The following is a 17579-nucleotide window of genomic DNA, read 5'->3' on the forward strand; positions in this document are numbered from 1 at the left end:
CGTGGGAACGGCGAAGTCGGTCGGGTCGGAAATCACAGGGAAATTCTACCGGTGGCCGCCGACAAACCTCCTGATGCGGCACGCGTCGTCCCCGCACTCGATAGCATCGATGGAGACGAATTTTCGCCGTCGAAAGGACTGATGTGACCGCAACGCTTCCGCTCTGGGCGACCGACCTTGCCGTCTTTGATACGGAGACGACCGGCATCGACACCAACGAGGCCCGCATCGTGAGCGCGACGGTCGCCCTGCTCGGCGATGGCGGTGACGTCAAAGAGCGCTACGACTGGTTGCTCGACCCGGGTGTGGAGATTCCAGCGGCAGCGGTGCAGGTTCACGGCATCAGCACGGAAATCGCGCGCACGAGCGGCATCGAGGCGTCAGTCGGCGTGCGACAGATCGTCGAGCAGCTGCTCGAAATGATCGAGCGAGGTTTTCCGGTGGTGGCGTACAACGCACCCTTCGATTTGTCCCTGCTCTCCGCCGAAGCCGCACGGCACGGTGTGCCGCTCCCCCGCGAGCTCGCACCCGTGATCGACCCACTCGTGCTCGATAAGCAGTTCGACCGGTACCGCAAGGGAAAGCGCACCCTCGAGGCGGTTGCCGGCCACTACGGTGTGGTCATCGGCAATGCGCACGACGCCGGTGATGATGCGATCGCTGCTGGCCGTGTGCTGCAGCACATCGCGACGAAGTACGCGGACGTGATTCCAGGCGAACTCGACGAACTCCACCAGGCTCAGATCGGATGGGCTGCTGCCCAGGCCGCCAGTTTTCAGGACTACATGCGCCGCGTGCGCGACCCCAGCTTCGTCGCCGACGGGCGGTGGCCGCTCCGCTGAGCGCTCCCGTGCTCACCGCCTGCAACGTGGGGGTACAACGAAGGGCGGGCGATCCTGATCGGATCGCCCGCCCTTCGTGCGGAACTGCGATTTAGGCGCCGAAGCCCTTGAAGCGCTGGTTGAACTTCTCGACGCGGCCGGCCGAGTCCATGATGCGCTGCTTGCCCGTGTAGAACGGGTGCGATGCGCTCGAGATTTCAACATCGATGACGGGGTAGGTCTCGCCGTCGAGTTCGATGGTCTTCTCGCTGGTCAGCGTGGAGCGGGTGAGGAAGGTCTCGCCCGACGCGAGGTCGCGGAACACGATCGCGTTGTACTCGGGGTGGATTTCGGTCTTCATGGGAGTTCCTTAGTGTTTGCCTGGGGGTGAGTGTGTAGCAGCACGCTCTGAGGACTTGGGATCGGCGGATTCACCGCACCAACGTTCTACTTTAGCAGACTCGTTCTCTGGGCGGTGCGCACATGCGTGCTTACGCCTGCGGAGCGGGGCGCGCGATCGCCGAGTAGCGTCCGTTGTGCACTGACAGGTCGAACGGCAACCCGAACGTGGCTTCGAGTGCGTCAGCGGTGAGCGTCTCGGCGATGGGGCCCGCAGCTTGGATCGTGCCGTTGCGCAGCAGCAATACGTGCGTGAAGCCCGGCGGCACCTCCTCGACGTGATGCGTAACCATAATCATTGCCGGTGACGCCGGCGACGCCGCGAAACCGGAGAGCATCTGGAGCAGGCGTTCGCGAGCGCCCAGATCGAGGCTGGCGCTCGGCTCGTCGAGCAGCAGCAGCTCGGGGTCGGTCATGACCGCGCGGGCGATCAGTGCGCGCTTGCGTTCGCCATCACTGAGCGTGCCGAATGCGTGATCGGCGAACTGTGCGAGGTCCCACTCGGCGAGAATGCGATCGGCCTGGCGCACGTCGATGCTGTCGTACTGCTCATTCCAGCGGCCCTCGACCGAGTACGCCGCGGTGAGCACCACATCGCGCACGAGTTCCGAGGCCGGGATGCGGCGGGCGGACGCCGACGAGACGAAGCCGATGCGGTTGCGCAGTTCGAAGACGTCGACCTTGCCGAGTCTCTCGTCGAGCACCTCGACGCTGCCGCTCGTCGGAAAATCGTTCGCGGTGGCGAGCTTCATGAGCGAGGTCTTGCCGGCTCCGTTCGGGCCGAGGATCACCCACCGCTCGGAGTCGTCAACCGACCAGGTGATCCCGTCGAGGATCGGCCGGCGGTCGCGCACAAAGCTGACATCGGTGAGGCGGAGCACATTGACCATGGCCCTCAGCCTATCCTGGGAAGCATGACTTCTCTCGGCGCCACACGCCCCCTGGTCGTGCTCGATTGCGACTCCACCACGATCCAGGACGAGGTGATCGAGCTGCTCGCAGATGCAGCGGGCAGCCGCGCCGAGGTCGCCGAAGTGACCGAACGCGCGATGCGCGGAGAACTCGACTTCGCCGAGAGCCTGGCGGCACGCGTGGCGACGCTCGCCGGTACGCCTGAGACGGTCTTCGACGACGCCTACCGACGCGTTCGGCCGACCCCGGGCATCACGGAGTTGATCACTGCGGTGCACGATCGGGGCGGCCGCGTCGGCGTGGTCTCCGGAGGCTTCCATGAGGTGCTCGACCCACTCGCGCGTGACCTGCGGCTCGACGCCTGGCGAGCGAACCGGCTGGAGGTCGTGGACGGCGTGCTCACCGGCCGCACGGTCGGGCCGATCATCGACGCAGCGGCGAAGGCTGCCGCCCTGCGTGAGTGGGCGCAGGCAGAGAATATTCCGCTGAGCGCGACGATCGCCATCGGAGACGGTGCGAACGACCTCGACATGATGGCGATCGCGGCGATCGGGGTGGCGTTCAACGGAAAGCCGGTCGTCCGCGAGCGCGCCGACGTGTCGATCGATGACGACCTGTCGCTCGCGATCCCGTTGCTCGACCGGCTCTCCTGACCGCCTAGAGGTTGTTGAGTACCTCGGTATCGCTCGGGATCACCCCGTTGTCGAGCAGCGAAACACCGAGGTGCTTGAGCGCCGTCAGCGCCACATTCTGCGGCATCGGGCCGTACGAGACCCGTGCGACGCCGAGCGCCTCATACTCTGCGGCGGTCAGTGCCCCGGGCAACCCGATCACGCTCACCTTGCGCTCCCCGATGCCCTCCACCAGTGCGCGGGTGTCGTCGGCGTCGAGCACGCCCGGCACGAAGATCGCGGTCGCGCCGGCGTCGAGATAGGCCCGGCCGCGCTCGATCGCGTCGGCGATCGATTCGGCGCGTGGCCGGTCGCCCCCACGCACCAGCGCGTCTGTGCGGGCATTGAGCACGAACGAGACTTCCTCGCGCTCACCGGCCTGCACCGCCGCGCGCATGATCGCGACCGATTCGTCGAGTGGGCGCAGCCGGTCTTCGATGTTGGCCCCCGAGGCACCGGCCCCGATCGCGCGTCGCACCGTCTCCCCCGCGTCGGCGAACCCACCGTCGAGGTCGGCCGTGACCGGCAGATCGGTCACCGCGGCGATTCGGGCGATTGCGGCGATCATGGAGTCGAGCGGAATCTGTTCGCCGTCTGCATAGCCATGGCTCGCAGCGATGCCGTGCCCCGCGGTCGCAATTGCGCGGGTGCCCGGCAGGTCTGCGACAACGCGGGCGCTCGCGGCGTCCCAGACGTTCACGACGCGCAGTACCTCGGGCGCGGCGTAGAGTTCGGCGAGGGTTTGGGCGTCGACGGCGACGCGAGTGGCGGTACGGGGCTGCTCTGGAGTGCTCATGCGCTCAGGCTAGTGCGCGCATCGAACACCGCGAAAGGGGGTAGACGCACAGAACGCCGTCGACCGCTCGCTCTCCGCGAACAGGCGACGGCGTTTATGCAGAGAACGCTGAGGAGGATCAGTGGCCCATGCCGAGACCGCCGTCAACCGGGATGACCGCGCCCGAAATGTAGCCGCCGTCGTCGCCGGCGAGGAAGGCCGCGGCACCCGCGATCTCCGCCACCTGGCCGAAGCGTGCAGCGGGAATCGAGGCGAGGTACTGCTGCTGCTGTGCTTCGGGAAGCGCAGCCGTCATATCGGTCTCGATGAACCCCGGGGCAATGACGTTCGCCGTGATGCCGCGCGATCCGAGCTCCCGGGTGAGCGAGCGAGCGAAGCCGACGAGGGCGGCTTTCGACGAGGAGTAGTTGATCTGGCCCGGGCTTCCGTAGAGACCAACGACGCTCGAGATCAGGATGACACGACCGAAACGACCCTTCAGCAGGCCCTTCGCGGCGCGCTTGACGACTCGGAAGGTGCCGGTGAGGTTCGTATCGATGACGCTCGTGAACTCCTCCTCGGTCATGCGCAGCAGCAGCGTGTCCTTGGTGATCCCGGCATTCGCCACCACGACTTCAACGGGCCCGAGCTGCGCCTCGATCTCGGTGAATGCGGCATCGATCGATGCGGCATCGGTCATCTCCGCACGCACGGTGATCGAGCCCTCCGGGCCCTCACCTGAACGCGACGTAATCGCGACGCGGTGTCCCTCGGCGATCATGCGCTCGGCGATGGCGTATCCGATGCCGCGGTTCCCGCCGGTGACGAGGACAGTGCGCGAAGTGGTCATGGGGTTCCTTCCGTACGGACAATTGCGCACCAGCCTACCGACGCGCAACTCGGCAGACGCGCATGCGCGTTGTCGGGCTTGGATCCAGCCGGACGGCGTAGGCTAGACGGGTACGGAGAAGGGGCGCATGGCGAAGAGTTATGACGTGACGTCGGCCGGGGTGAACCCGGTCGAAGATCGCGCGCACCGTATGCGTATGTACTTCATCGCCATGAGTCTGCGCGTGCTCTGCGTGGTGTCCCTCTTCTGGGTGCGCGGGTGGTGGGTGCTCCTCGCTGCTGCCGGTGCGATCATCCTCCCGTGGTTCGCGGTGCTCGTGGGCAACGCAGTAGCCCACGGCGGTGAGCAGACCCCCGATGCGCCCGACCCGCTGGAACTCACTGCAACGGAGCCGGGGCCGGCCGCAGCGCCGAGCGCGGCGTCAGAGGTCATCGTGATCGATGTCGATCCCGAACGCCGGAGCACACCTGCGACCGGAGCTGGGGCCGACACCGGTTCGAGCGCTGCCGAGGAGGCCTCGTGAGCGGCGTGGTCACCCCGACGCTGACTCTCGGGGGCACGCCGGAGCATCGATTCATGTGCTCGCGGGCGGGCTGTCGGGATGCCGCGGCATTTGCGATCCTCTGGCGCAATCCGAAGATTCACACGCCCGAACGCCGCAAGACCTGGCTGGCGTGCACGGAGCACCGTCAGGTGCTGCACGATTTCCTGGAAGCTCGCGGCTTCCCGCTCGACGTACGAACGGTGGAAGAACTCGATGACTGATCTGCGCACGTCCGTCGACGATGCGGCGGGGCCGGAGAGCGTCCCGACGCACGTGGGGTGGAGCTTCTTGCGGTCCGGTCGGTGGGCGGGCTATGTCGCGATGCTCCTGATCTTCTCAATCGCGTGCGTGCTGCTCGGCAACTGGCAGTTCGCTCGTCGCGCTGAAGCGCGAGCGGAGATCGATCGGATCGACAACAACTATGACGCGGTACCGGTAGCTCTCGCGGAAGAGCTGCCCGATCCCGCGCAGTTCGATGAGGATCGCCAGAAGTGGCGCACGGTCACCGTGACGGGCGAGTACGTCGGCGATCGGTATCTTGCGCGCAACCGTCCCGGGCCACAGGGGGTCGGGTCCGATCTGATCCAGCCGCTGCGCACCGACGACGGGCTGCTGTTCTTCGTGGACCGCGGATGGGTGCCCGTCGATGGTGCCGCCGCGGAGCATGTGGATGATGCCGACCTTCCCACTCCCCCGTCTGGGCGCGTAACCGTCGAGGTGCGCCTGCGTGCTTCGGAGCCCGCGATTGCGAACCGCACGACCGCTGGTCGCGCCGTGGCCAGTATCGAGTTGCCGGAACTCGCGACCCTCGCTGGCGCACCGACCGAGTCGTATACGGGGGCGTACGGCATGCTCGTCGCTGAGTCGCCGACGGCTGATCACGGCGTGCTCCCTGCAAAACCCGAGCGTGACGAGGGGCCCCATCTGTCGTACGCGGTGCAGTGGTACATCTTCATCATCATCGCCGCGATCGGCGTGGTCTATGCGGCCCGTCGGGAGTATCGCACCTTTAATGCCGGCAGCGATGAAGTGGCGGCGCAGGATCGGCGAGAGGCTGAACGCAAACGGCGTCGCGGCCCGAGTGACGCCGACATTGAGGACGCGCTGCTCGATGGGTGATGCGTTCCAGCCTCGGGGCTCGCGACTGACGGCGATCTCCGCCCTGGTGATCGTGCTCGGCAGCGCCCTGCTGCTCTCCGCCTGCGCGGCACCGGTCGATCCCGTCGAGGCGCGCGAGTCGCTCTCAGACGTCACCCAAGATCCGGCGCCGCCCGAGGCCGCTGATGCGTACAGTGCCGAGTCGCACCCGGATCCCGTCGTGGATGCCGGATCGTGCGAGCCCTATCTGCTGATCACGGCGCGCGGAACAGGCGAACCCAGTTCCGGGCAGCTCGTGACCGGCATGACGCGAAAGATCTCGAAGGCGCACGCAGGCGATGTGCGCGTACTTGACGTCGACTACCCGGCGGACAGCGATGTCAAAGAGGGCGGCACGATCGGGGCGCGGACCCTGGTCGACATTCTGAATGTGCAGTCGGAAGCCTGCCCGGATCAGCGATTCGTGCTGCTCGGATATTCGCAGGGCGCACTCGTGATCGGTGACGCCCTCTCGGCCCCCGAAGACCGGATGGTCGGCGAGACCGTCGGCACCGTCGATGAGGGTGCGATGGAACGCGTGCTCGCGGTCGTGCTGTTCGGTGATCCGCGCTTCGATGGAGCGGCTGAATACAACGTCGGAAGCTTCGATGCGTCGCTCAACGGGCTCCTTCCCAGGCCCGAAGACGCGCTCGACGCGGTCGCCGACCGAATACGCGACTACTGCGTCGCCGGCGACTTCATCTGCCAGAGCAGCCTCGACTTCGACGAGAAGCCGCATATCGCGTATTACTCGAACGGCATGCCGTCCGAGGGTGCCGAATTCGTGCTGGCTCGGATCGACGCCGCGGAAAAGTCCGCGAACGACGACAAGACGTCACGGACTCCCCCGTCGTCGAACGTCACGCCGACTCCGACACCGTCTGACAGCGACGGCTGAAGCCCGCGCGCCATCCGAGGCGCGTGGGAACGCGGCGTCCGCTCAGGCGAGTTCGATGAGCTCCAGGTACTCCTTCGACCAGTGATCTTCGGTGGCCTCGGGCATGATGAGCACGCGCTCCGGGTTGAGCGCCTCGACAGCCCCCGGGTCGTGCGACACGAGCACCACTGCTCCGGAGAAGTGCGCGAGCGCATCGAGTACTTCTTCGCGGCTGGCCGGGTCGAGGTTGTTCGTGGGCTCGTCGAGCAGCAGCACATTCGCGCTCGAGACGACGAGCATAGCGAGCGCGAGGCGCGTCTTCTCACCGCCTGACAGCACGCCGGCGGGCTTGTGGACGTCGTCGCCCGTGAACAGGAATGAGCCGAGTACGCGTCGCGCTTCGGTCTCGGTGAGGTGCTGCGACACCGAGACCATGTTGTGGAGCACGCTCGCCTTGACATCGAGCGTCTCGTGCTCCTGCGCGTAATACCCGACTTTCAGGCCGTGACCGGCGATGAGTTCTCCCGTATCGGGCTCGTCGACGCCCGCGAGCATGCGGAGCAGCGTCGTCTTGCCGGCGCCGTTCAACCCCAGCACGACCACCTTCGACCCGCGATCGATGGCGAGGTCGACACCCGCAAAAATCTCGAGCGACCCGTACGACTTCGACAGCCCCTCGGCCATGAGCGGGGTCTTACCGCAGGGCGCCGGGTCCGGGAAACGGAGCTTTGCGACGCGTTCGACTTGGCGCTCGTCTTCCAGGCTCGCGAGCATCTTGTCGGCTCGCGCGACCATCTGGTGCGCGGCGGCGGCCTTCGACGCCTTCGCGCCGAAGCGCGCCGCCTGATCCTTCAGTACCGACGCCTTCTTCTCGATATTGGTGCGCTCCTTGCGGCGGCGCTCCTCATCGGCGGCGCGCTGACGCAGATACAGCTTCCAGTTCATGTTGTAGATATCGATGACCTGGCGGTTCGCGTCGAGATAGAACACGCGGTTCACGGTTTCGCCGACGAGATCGATGTCGTGGCTGATGACGATGACCCCGGCCTTCGAGTTCTTGAGGAACTCCCGCAGCCAGACGATCGAGTCGGCGTCGAGGTGGTTGGTCGGTTCGTCAAGAATCATCGTGTCGGCATCCGAGAACAGAATGCGCGCCAGCTCGATGCGACGACGCTGACCGCCCGACAGTGTCTTCAGTGGCTGATCGAGGATGCGATCCGGCAAACCCAGGTTGTTCGAGATCGAGGCGGCCTCAGATTCTGCGGCGTAGCCGCCGAGAGCCTGGAAGCGGTCGGTGAGGTTGCCGAAGCGCTTCATCGCCTTTTCGGCGACGGCGGGATCGTCTGAGCCCATGTCTTCGGTCGCCTTCGCAATGTTCTGCTGCAGCGTGCCGAGCCCGCGCGCATCGAGAATGCGATGGCGGGCGATCTGCTCGGGGTCGCCGGTGCGCGGATCCTGCGGCAAGAAGCCGAGCTCTCCGGTCACCGTAATCTTGCCTTCGGCAGGCTGCAGCTCCCCCGAGAGCGTGCGCGTCAGCGTCGTCTTGCCGGCACCGTTGCGCCCCACGAGCCCGATCTTATCGCCGGGATTCACGCGGAAGGTCACCTCCGACATGAGGCGTCGTGCACCGACGTCGATGGCGAGGTCTTCGACCGAAATCATGCTGTGGGGCTCCCAGATACACCGTCCGTGCGTCTGCACGGCAACCGCAACAGTCTAGTGGACGGTGCTGAGATCACACCCCAGCGAGGGCGACCTCGTCGGCCCAGAGCACGGTGTCGGTGCGCCCGACGAGCCGAGCGGCGGGCAGCGCGGGCTCAGCCGCAGTCACCACCTGTGAAATGGCATCGGCTTTGCCCGCGCCGGCAGCGATGAGCCATATGTGCTCCGCGCGATTGAGCGCGGGGAGTGAAAGCGTGACGCGCTCAGGAGGCGGCTTCGGCGAGTTCCGGATCGCCAGTGCGCTGGGTGTGTCGGCGGCGACCGCATCGATCTCCGGGCGACCGGGGAAGAGCGACGCGACGTGCCCGTCTTCCCCCACACCGTTGAGTGCGAGGTCGATGCGGTCGATACGCGCGACGATCTCGGCGTAGGCGGTTGCGGCGTCGTCGAGCGTCAGACCCGCGTCAGCGCCCGCCACCCGGTGCACGAGCGCCGGGTCCGTCTCGACGTGCTGCAACAGCGCGCGGTCGGCGAGCAAGTCATTGCGATCCTCGTGCCCCGCTGGCACCCACCGTTCGTCGCCCCACAGCACGCGCACTCGCGACCACTCCACGCGATCGCGCTCCGCGTGTGCGCCGATCGCTTCGAGCACCCGTGCACCCCCGGTGCCACCGGTGAGCACGATGCAGGGAATGTCCCCCTGCGCCTGGCGGTCGGCGAGTAATTCGATGGCGGCGGAGGCAGCATCGGCTGCGAGGCTCGCCAGGTCAGTGCGTGACTCGATGCGCATGATGCAGCCGAACTACGCGGTGATCTCGGTGCGGTCGCCCGACCACAGCGTGTGGAAGCTGCCGTCGCGATCGGTGCGGCGGTAGGTGTGCGCGCCGAAGAAGTCGCGCTGCCCCTGGATGAGCGCCGCAGGCAGCCGTTCCGCGCGCAGCCCGTCGTAGTACGCCAGCGACGACGAGAACGCGGGGGCCGGAATCCCGGTCTGCGTTGCGTGCACGACGACCCGGCGCCACGCCTCCTGCCCGCGCGTCAGTGCCTCGGCGAAGTAGGGCGCGCTCATCAGGAGCGGCAGGTCGGCCTCGGCCTGATACGCATCGGCGATGCGATTCAAGAACTGCGCGCGAATGATGCACCCGGCGCGCCAGATCCGCGAAATGGCTCCGAGGTCAATCGTCCAGTTGTGCTCCGCAGCACCCGCGCGAATCTCGTCGAATCCCTGCGAATACGCAACGATCTTCGAGGCGTAGAGCGCCTGTCGCACGTCTTCGATGAAGGCGGCCTCATCGGCGACCGCGACGCCCGCGGCGGGCCCGGGCAGGGCCGACGCGGCGGCGCGCTGCTCCGGGTGCGACGACAGCGACCGGGCAAACGTCGCCTCGGCGATTCCAGACACCGGTACCCCGAGCGCGAGCGCGGTCTGCACCGTCCACGCCCCCGTGCCTTTCGCGCCGGCCTGGTCGAGAATCACGTCGACGAGCGGCTCCCCCGTTGCGGCATCAATCTGACGCAGCACCTCGGCGGTGATCTCGATCAGGTACGACTCGAGCTCGCCCTGGTTCCACTCGGCGAAGATGTCTGCGATCTCTGCCGGGGATTTGCCGGTGCCGCGGCGGATCAGGTCGTACGCTTCCGCGATGAGCTGCATATCGGCGTACTCGATACCGTTGTGCACCATCTTGACGAAGTGCCCCGCACCATCGTGGCCGACGTGCGTGACGCACGGTTCGCCCTCAGCGACCGCAGCGATCGACTTCAGAATCGGCCCCAGCGTCTGCCACGCCTCGTCAGAGCCGCCCGGCATGATGCTCGGACCGTTCAGTGCGCCCTCTTCACCACCCGAGATCCCCGCACCGACGAAGTTGATGCCGGTCTCCCGCACCGTGCGCTCGCGACGAATCGTGTCGGGGAAGAACGCGTTGCCGCCATCGACGATGATGTCGCCCGGCTCGAACACTTCGACCAGAGCATCGATCGTCGCGTCGGTCGCGGCACCGGCCTGCACCATGATGATCGCGGTGCGGGGGCGCGACAGCGATGCCGCAAACTCCGCGTAATCGTATGCCGGCACGAATCCGGCCTCGGGGTGCTCCGAGATCAGCGTCTGGGTGCGTTCCGGGCTGCGGTTGAGCACCGCGACGGTGTTGCCCTCGCGGCTCGCGAGGTTGCGTGCGAGGTTCGCACCCATCACGGCGAGGCCGACGACCCCGATGTTCGCTGCGCTGTCAGTCACGCTCGCTCCTTCGTCAGTGTGTTCAGTGCTGGGATGCGGCAGCGCGCGTGCGCGAGAGTTGCTCGAGCACACGGCCGTACATCACGTCTTCATTGAGCCCGCGCAGTTCTTCTGCAAGGCACTCGCTCAGCGTGCGCCACGGCAGCACGATCTGATGGGTGGGTTGGCCCGGCTGGCTGAGCGCCGCATGCGTCGGCGAGAGCCGCTTGAGCTTCGCTTCGCCGCTCGCGCGCACCAGCTTCACCGAGTGCAGCCCTTCGGCGTGCAGTGCACGATCGAGGAGGGTGCAGGTCGTGGGCACATCGAGTGCGAGTTCCAGCCAGGCCGCGAGCAGCTCCGTCGAGGGCGACGCCTCCGACCCGACCACTTCGACCGCGGTGACCGGTTCAAACGGGGGCTGATCGAGCACGGCAGCAAGATACTCGCGCCACCGGGTCAAACGCGTCCATGCAAGGTCGGTGTCGCCGGCGGAATACCCCGCGATGCGGGTGTCCCACCCTGAACCGTCCGGTGCTGCCGCGTCGGTGATCCTGCGCTGCCCGATGCGACCGAGCGGATCGGCGCCCGGGCGATCCGGAGCCTCATCGGGCCACCAGACCGCGACCGGGGCGTCGGGCAGCAGCAAGCCGGTGACCAGGCCCTCGACCCCACTCGCGACATCGCCGAACGCGCGGAGCACGATGACGTCGCTCGCGCCCGCGTCAGCCCCGACACGGATCTCCGCGTCGAGACGTGCTTCGGCGTCGGGAGTCGCCTGCAGCACGATGACTCGCATGGGGTGCTCGCTCGAGGCGTGATTCGCCGCTTCGATGACGGACTCGTCGAGTTCGCCCGACGCCGAGATGACGAGCGTGAGCACGTGGCCCAACGCTGAGACGCCGCTCTCCTGGCGCATCGAGACGAGCCGGCGGGTGACGGCGCTGACGGTGGTGTTCGGCAGGCTCTCAATCATGGGCGTCTCCAGGTGCGACCGTCGCGGGCGAGCATCTCATCGGCGGATGCCGGGCCCCAGGAACCGGGAACGTAGGGCTCGAGCGACGCGTCTTGCGCTGCCCAGTGACGCTCGATGGGATCGAGGATGCGCCATGAGAGTTCCACCTCGCGCTGCCGCGGGAAGAGCGGGGCGTCACCCAGCAACACGTCGAGAATCAGACGCTCATAGGCCTCGGGGCTCGCCTCGGTGAACGCGTGGCCGTACCCGAAGTCCATCGTCACGTCGCGCACGCGCGTGCCACTGCCCGGCACCTTCGCGCCGAACCGAATCGTGATGCCCTCGTCGGGCTGCACCCGGATCACGAGCGCATTCGAACCCTGCTCCTGGCGTTGCGATTGCCCGAAGAGTTCGCCCGGTTCCTTGCGGAAGACGACGGCGATCTCGGTGACGCGGCGCCCCAGACGCTTGCCGGTGCGGAGGTAGAAGGGCACGCCCGTCCAGCGACGCGTCTGCACTCCGAGCTTCATCGCGGCGAACGTCTCCGTGCGCGAATCGGGTGCCATGCCCTCCTCGTCGAGGAAGCCGTTCACGAGCTCGCCGCCCTGCCATCCGGCCGCGTACTGGCCGCGGGCGGTCGCGTGCTCCAGATCTTCGGGCAGCACGACCGCTTCGAGCACCTTCTCCTTCTCGTCGCGCAGATGCTGCGCCGAGAGACTGATGGGTTGCTCCATCGCGGTGAGCGCCAGCAATTGCAGCAGATGATTCTGGATCACGTCGCGCGCTGCGCCCACGCCGTCGTAATAGCCCGCGCGGCCACCCACGCCGATGTCTTCCGCCATGGTGATCTGGACGTGGTCGACGTAGTTGCGGTTCCAGATCGGCTCGTACATCGCGTTCGCGAATCGCAGCGCGAGAATGTTCTGGACCGTCTCCTTGCCCAGATAGTGATCGATGCGGAAGATCGAGTCGGCGGGGAACGCCGACTCGAGCACATCATTCAGATCGCGCGCTGAGGCGAGGTCATGACCGAAAGGCTTCTCGATGATGACACGACGCCACCGCTGATCATCGGGTGTGCGATCGACCAGCCCCGAACTCGAGAGATGCTTCGCGACCTCGGGGAACGCCGTCGGCGGAATCGAGAGGTAGAAGGCGTGATTGCCCATCGTGCCGCGCTCGCGGTCGAGTGTCTCGACCGTGTCGCGCAGGCGATCGTACGCCTCGGGATCGTCGAACTGGCCCTGCACGAAGCGAATGCCCTCGGCGAGCTGCTGCCAGGTGTCTTCGCGGAACGGCGTGCGCGCGTACTTGCGCACCGCATCGTGCACGATCTCCGCGAAGTCACGATCTTTCCAATCGCGGCGGGCGAAGCCGACCAGCGCGAAGCCGGGGGGCAGAAGCCCCCGGTTCGCGAGGTCGTAGACCGCGGGCATGAGCTTCTTGCGCGACAGGTCTCCGGTCACCCCGAAAATGACGAGGGAGCTCGGGCCGGCAATGCGGCTGAGCCGCGGATCGTCTGCTGAGCGCAGCGGATTGCCCGGCCGGGTGGAACCCGAAGATTCCCAACCCGGGCCGGGCATCGCGAAGGCGTCTGCCGTGTCGTTCACGCGGCGTTAGATCGCGAAGCCGAGCGCGCGCATCATGTCGCGCCCATCGTCGGTAATGCGCTCCGGCGTCCACGGCGGCATCCACACCCAGTTGATGCGGAACGCGGTGACGAGCCCGTCGAGCGCTTCAGCGATATCGTTCTCGATGACGTCGGTGAGCGGGCAGCCCGCGCTGGTGAGCGTCATGCTGATGACGAGCGCATCGTGCTCCTCATCGAAGGCGAGATCGTAGATCAGGCCGAGATCGACGATGTTCACGCCGAGCTCGGGGTCAGACACGTTCTTCAACGCGTCAAGCGCCTGCTCGCGGAACTCCGGGTCGATCGACTGCGGTGCCGTCGTGGTTTCCTCGCTCATACGACCAGCCTACGCCCTAGGCCGACTCGAGGAAGCGATCGTAACCCTCGTTCTCGAGACGATCGGCCAACTCGGGGCCGCCCTGCTCGGCAACACGGCCGTTGACGAACACGTGCACGAAGTCGGGCTTGATGTAGCGGAGGATGCGGGTGTAGTGCGTAATCAGAAGGACACCGAGGCCGGTGTTCTCCTTGGCGCGGTTCACTCCTTCGGAGACGATCTTCAGCGCGTCGACGTCGAGGCCGGAGTCGGTCTCATCGAGCACCGCGAACTTCGGCTTGAGCAGTTCGAGCTGCAGGATCTCGTTGCGCTTCTTCTCGCCGCCCGAGAAACCCTCGTTGACGTTGCGCGCGGCGAACGACTCGTCCATGCGCAGGTTGCCCATGGCTTCCTTGACGTCCTTCATCCAGGTGCGGATTGCGGGCGCTTCACCGTCGATGGCAGTCTTCGCCGTGCGGAGGAAGTTGGCGTTCGTCACGCCCGGAATCTCCACCGGGTACTGCATCGCGAGGAACATGCCCGCCTGAGCGCGCTCATCGACGCCCATTTCGAGCACCTCTTCGCCGTCGAGCAGGATCGACCCGCCGGTGACCTCGTAGCGCGGGTGGCCGGCGATGGCGTACGCCAGCGTCGACTTGCCCGAGCCGTTCGGGCCCATGATGGCGTGGGTCTCACCCTGCTTGATGGTGAGGTCGACCCCCTTGAGGATCTGCTTCGCACCCTGCTCGGTCTCGACGCTGACGTGCAGGTCCTTGATTTCCAGAACGGAGCTCATTGTTCAATCTCTTTCGTAACGTTGGGGTCGATGTACACGTCGCCGTCTGCGATCTCGACGGCGTAAACGGGAACCGGCTCATACGCCGGAAGGTTCTGCGGAACGCCCGTGCGGAGGGAGAATGCCGACCCGTGGGCCCAGCATTCGAGGGTGTCGCCCTCGACGAAACCCTCCGCCAGACTGATCTGACCGTGGCTGCAGGTGTCGCCGATCGCGTGGATCTCGCCGTTGCCGTCGAGCACGATCGCGATCGGTACATCGTCGACCACCACGCGGGTCGCCTGATCCTGCACCAGATCGCTCACGGCGAGCACCTTCTGCCTCGGCATCAGCGGACGGAGCCGGCGAGTTCGGCCTCGACCGCCGCCTGCAGGCGCTCCTCGGTCGCGGCATCACCGATCTGGGCGATGACCTCGATAAGGAAGCCGCGGACCACGAGCTTCCGCGCCTCTTCAGCCGAGATGCCTCGGCTCTGGAGATAGAAGATGTGCTCGTCATCGAAACGACCGGTGGCACTCGCGTGACCGGCGCCCTCGATGTCGCCGGTCTCGATCTCCAGGTTCGGGATCGAATCCGCGCGCGTGCCCTCGGTGAGCACGAGGTTGCGGTTCTGCTCGTAGCTGTCGGTGCCGGTGGCGTTGTTGCGGATGAGCACGTCACCAATCCAGACCGTGTGCGCCCCCTCGCCCTGCAGCGCACCCTTGTAGGTGACGCGGCTGCGCGTGTGGGGTGCATCGTGATCGAGGTAGACCTGGTGCTCAAGGTGCTGACCTGCATCGGCGAAGTACGCGCCGAGCGCTTCGCCGTTCGCGCCCTCGTGGTCGAGGTGAATCGAGGGGTTCAGGCGAACGATGCCACCGCCCAATGAGACGACGATGTGCGTGATCGAGGCATCGCGGCCCACCGTGGCGTAGTGGCTCGCCAGGTGGATCGCCTCATCGTTCCACTGCTGCACACTCACCACGGTCAGCTTGGCGCCGTCGCCGACGACGATCTCGACGTTCTCGGAGAGCTGCGCGTCGCCCGAGTTCTCGATGATGACCAGGCCCTGAGAGTGCGGAGCCGCTTCAATGACGGTGTGCGCAGCGCGCGGTGCGGCATCGAGTGCGTCACGCGTGATGATCGCGGTGACCTGCTCCTCCGACGAGATCGTCACGAGGTGAGCTTCACCGAATGCAGACCAGGCCGCGGCGGCACCGCGCTCCTCGGGAATCCCGGCGCGGCCGACGCGTGCGTCATCGCGAGGAATCCACTCGGAACTGACTCCGGCGATCTCCGTCACCGATACCGGCACGCGCGCACCGTCGAGCTCACCGTGCAACACGGCGTCGAGCTTCGCGACCGGGGTGTACTTCCAGACCGCTTCGCGGCCGGTGACCGCGGCGAAATCTGCGACATTCGTCGATTTCGGGCGATCCGATCGGGTCTGCACGGGCACGCGGTTGGCCCAGTCTCCGTCGGAATGCTCGGTCAGGCCGTGCTGAGCCGTTTCTTTCGTAGCGACAGCTTCGGTCATTATCCGACGGATCCTTCCATGCCCATCTCAATGAGCTTGTTCAGTTCGAGCGCGTATTCCATGGGCAGCTCACGTGCGATCGGCTCGATGAAGCCGCGCACGATCATTGCCATGCCCTCTTCTTCGGCGAGGCCGCGGCTCATGAGGTAGAACAGCTGCTCCTCGCTGACGCGGGAAACAGTGGCCTCATGGCCGAGCTCAGCGTCGTCGGTGCGAATGTCGATCGCCGGGTAGGTGTCGCTGCGCGAGATCGTGTCGACGAGCAGCGCGTCGCACACCACCGAGTTGGCGGAGTGGCGTGCGTTCGCCTCGATGCGGACCTCACCGCGGTAGCCCGTGCGGCCGCCACCGCGGGCGATGGACTTCGCGAGAATCGACGACTTGGTGTTCGGAGCGAGGTGAATCATCTTCGCGCCCGTGTCCTGGTGCTGCCCCGGGCCGGCGAACGCAACAGAGAGCGTCTCGCCCTTGGCGTGCTCACCAGTGAGGTAGATGGACGGGTACTTCATCGTCACCTTCGAGCCGATGTTGCCATCGACCCACTCCATGGTGGCGCCCTCTTCAGCGATTGCACGCTTCGTCACGAGGTTGTACACGTTGGTGGACCAGTTCTGGATCGTCGTGTAGCGCACGCGAGCGTTCTTCTTCACGATGATCTCGACGACGGCAGAGTGCAGCGAGTCCGACTGATAGATCGGAGCCGTGCAGCCCTCGATGTAGTGAACGTAGCTGTCTTCGTCAGCAATGATGAGCGTGCGCTCGAACTGACCCATGTTCTCCGTGTTGATGCGGAAGTAGGCCTGGAGCGGGATCTCGACGTGCACGCCCTTCGGAACGTACACGAAGGAGCCGCCCGACCACACGGCGGTGTTGAGTGCGGCGAACTTGTTGTCGCCCGACGGGATGACCGTGCCGAAGTACTGCTCGAAGATCTCCGGGTGCTCTTTGAGTGCGGTATCGGTGTCGAGGAAGATGACGCCCTGCTCTTCCAGATCTTCGCGGATCTGGTGGTAGACGACCTCGGACTCGTACTGAGCTGCGACACCGGCGACGAGGCGCTGGCGTTCCGCCTCGGGGATACCGAGACGCTCGTACGTCTCCTTGATTTCCTCGGGCAGGTCTTCCCAAGTGGTCGCCTGCTTCTCCGTGGAGCGCACGAAGTACTTGATGTTGTCAAAGTCGATCTCAGAGAGATCGGCGCCCCATGCCGGCATCGGCTTGCGATCGAAGATCTGCAATGCCTTGAGCCGACGCTTCAGCATCCATTCGGGCTCGTTCTTCAGTGCCGAGATCTCGCGCACGACCTGCTCACTCAGGCCGCGCTTGGCGATCGCGCCGGCCTCGTCGCTGTCGTGCCAGCCGAACTCGTACTGGCCCAAGCCTTCGAGCTCGGGTCGGTCGATCAGTACCTCAGGCATGATCCCTCCCTCATTCTTCGTCTCGCACGGAAACCCGGTGTCGAGCCGGAGGGATCCGGCCTGACGGCGTGTGAGCTCGGCGAGC

20 protein-coding genes are annotated in these 17579 nt (G+C 66.2%); 6 read left to right on the plus strand and 14 right to left on the minus strand.

What is annotated here, in order from left to right:
• Positions 1–143: 143 nt before the first annotated feature.
• Positions 144–842, plus strand: coding sequence for an exonuclease domain-containing protein (locus tag CH42_RS09775; protein WP_053353011.1), 699 nt, complete (start codon positions 144–146; stop codon positions 840–842).
• Positions 843–933: 91 nt separating this feature from the next.
• On the opposite strand, the gene CH42_RS09780 is transcribed toward CH42_RS09775, so the two are convergent.
• Positions 934–1182 (minus strand): type B 50S ribosomal protein L31, encoded by a 249-nt coding sequence (locus tag CH42_RS09780; protein ID WP_053353012.1) that lies wholly within the window; start codon positions 1180–1182, stop codon positions 934–936.
• Between the two features lie 130 nt (positions 1183–1312).
• The gene (locus CH42_RS09785; RefSeq protein WP_053353013.1) at positions 1313–2110 is read right to left on the minus strand and encodes an ABC transporter ATP-binding protein; all 798 of its coding nucleotides are present in this window, start codon (positions 2108–2110) and stop codon (positions 1313–1315) included.
• Between the two features lie 24 nt (positions 2111–2134).
• Between CH42_RS09785 and serB the strand changes: the two genes are divergently transcribed.
• Positions 2135–2785, plus strand: a complete 651-nt coding sequence (serB, locus tag CH42_RS09790; protein ID WP_053353014.1) for a phosphoserine phosphatase SerB — start codon at positions 2135–2137, stop codon at positions 2783–2785.
• Positions 2786–2789: 4 nt separating this feature from the next.
• On the opposite strand, the gene CH42_RS09795 is transcribed toward serB, so the two are convergent.
• The gene (locus CH42_RS09795) at positions 2790–3599 is read right to left on the minus strand and encodes an isocitrate lyase/PEP mutase family protein (RefSeq protein WP_053353015.1); all 810 of its coding nucleotides are present in this window, start codon (positions 3597–3599) and stop codon (positions 2790–2792) included.
• A 118-nt stretch (positions 3600–3717) separates the two neighbouring features.
• Positions 3718–4428: a 3-oxoacyl-ACP reductase FabG gene (gene fabG, locus CH42_RS09800; RefSeq protein WP_053353016.1), complete on the minus strand. Its 711-nt coding sequence runs from the start codon at positions 4426–4428 to the stop codon at positions 3718–3720.
• Between the two features lie 127 nt (positions 4429–4555).
• On the opposite strand from fabG, the gene CH42_RS09805 reads away from it, so the two are divergent.
• The 4 genes from CH42_RS09805 to CH42_RS09820 are packed head-to-tail and all read left to right on the plus strand — an operon-like array spanning position 4556 to position 7007.
• Positions 4556–4951, plus strand: a complete 396-nt coding sequence (locus CH42_RS09805; RefSeq protein ID WP_053353017.1) for a DUF3099 domain-containing protein — start codon at positions 4556–4558, stop codon at positions 4949–4951.
• Entirely contained in the window at positions 4948–5193 is a 246-nt protein-coding gene (locus CH42_RS09810; RefSeq protein WP_239684008.1) for a hypothetical protein, read from the plus strand. The genes CH42_RS09805 and CH42_RS09810 overlap by 4 nt, the downstream gene beginning before the upstream one ends.
• Positions 5186–6091, plus strand: coding sequence for an SURF1 family cytochrome oxidase biogenesis protein (locus tag CH42_RS09815; protein ID WP_053353018.1), 906 nt, complete (start codon positions 5186–5188; stop codon positions 6089–6091). The genes CH42_RS09810 and CH42_RS09815 overlap by 8 nt, the downstream gene beginning before the upstream one ends.
• Positions 6084–7007: a cutinase family protein gene (locus CH42_RS09820; protein WP_053353019.1), complete on the plus strand. Its 924-nt coding sequence runs from the start codon at positions 6084–6086 to the stop codon at positions 7005–7007. The genes CH42_RS09815 and CH42_RS09820 overlap by 8 nt, the downstream gene beginning before the upstream one ends.
• Before the next feature lie 42 nt (positions 7008–7049).
• Here the strand turns inward: CH42_RS09820 and CH42_RS09825 are convergent, their stop codons facing one another.
• The 10 genes from CH42_RS09825 to sufB all read right to left on the minus strand — a co-directional run bounded on the left by CH42_RS09825 (position 7050) and on the right by sufB (position 17494).
• Positions 7050–8648 (minus strand): ABC-F family ATP-binding cassette domain-containing protein, encoded by a 1599-nt coding sequence (locus tag CH42_RS09825; protein WP_053353020.1) that lies wholly within the window; start codon positions 8646–8648, stop codon positions 7050–7052.
• A gap of 73 nt (positions 8649–8721) precedes the next feature.
• The gene (pgl, locus tag CH42_RS09830) at positions 8722–9438 is read right to left on the minus strand and encodes a 6-phosphogluconolactonase (RefSeq protein ID WP_053353021.1); all 717 of its coding nucleotides are present in this window, start codon (positions 9436–9438) and stop codon (positions 8722–8724) included.
• A 12-nt stretch (positions 9439–9450) separates the two neighbouring features.
• On the minus strand, positions 9451–10887 hold the full coding sequence (gndA, locus tag CH42_RS09835) for an NADP-dependent phosphogluconate dehydrogenase (RefSeq protein ID WP_053353549.1): 1437 nt from the start codon (positions 10885–10887) through the stop codon (positions 9451–9453).
• A gap of 22 nt (positions 10888–10909) precedes the next feature.
• The gene (locus CH42_RS09840) at positions 10910–11839 is read right to left on the minus strand and encodes a glucose-6-phosphate dehydrogenase assembly protein OpcA (protein ID WP_053353022.1); all 930 of its coding nucleotides are present in this window, start codon (positions 11837–11839) and stop codon (positions 10910–10912) included.
• On the minus strand, positions 11836–13401 hold the full coding sequence (gene zwf, locus CH42_RS09845) for a glucose-6-phosphate dehydrogenase (protein WP_053353550.1): 1566 nt from the start codon (positions 13399–13401) through the stop codon (positions 11836–11838). The genes CH42_RS09840 and zwf overlap by 4 nt, the downstream gene beginning before the upstream one ends.
• A 33-nt stretch (positions 13402–13434) precedes the next feature.
• Positions 13435–13785 (minus strand): metal-sulfur cluster assembly factor, encoded by a 351-nt coding sequence (locus CH42_RS09850; protein WP_053353023.1) that lies wholly within the window; start codon positions 13783–13785, stop codon positions 13435–13437.
• Positions 13786–13801: 16 nt separating this feature from the next.
• Positions 13802–14560 (minus strand): Fe-S cluster assembly ATPase SufC, encoded by a 759-nt coding sequence (sufC, locus tag CH42_RS09855; protein WP_053353024.1) that lies wholly within the window; start codon positions 14558–14560, stop codon positions 13802–13804.
• The gene (locus CH42_RS09860) at positions 14557–14889 is read right to left on the minus strand and encodes a non-heme iron oxygenase ferredoxin subunit (protein WP_053353025.1); all 333 of its coding nucleotides are present in this window, start codon (positions 14887–14889) and stop codon (positions 14557–14559) included. The genes sufC and CH42_RS09860 overlap by 4 nt, the downstream gene beginning before the upstream one ends.
• Complete coding sequence (sufD, locus tag CH42_RS09865; RefSeq protein ID WP_053353026.1) at positions 14889–16076, minus strand: Fe-S cluster assembly protein SufD; 1188 nt, start codon at positions 16074–16076, stop codon at positions 14889–14891. The genes CH42_RS09860 and sufD overlap by 1 nt, the downstream gene beginning before the upstream one ends.
• Complete coding sequence (gene sufB, locus CH42_RS09870; protein ID WP_053353551.1) at positions 16076–17494, minus strand: Fe-S cluster assembly protein SufB; 1419 nt, start codon at positions 17492–17494, stop codon at positions 16076–16078. Before sufB ends, sufD begins: the two co-directional genes overlap by 1 nt.
• Positions 17495–17579 lie beyond the last annotated feature (85 nt).

This window comes from Leucobacter musarum subsp. musarum, from assembly GCF_001273845.1.
GTDB lineage: Bacteria > Actinomycetota > Actinomycetes > Actinomycetales > Microbacteriaceae > Leucobacter > Leucobacter musarum.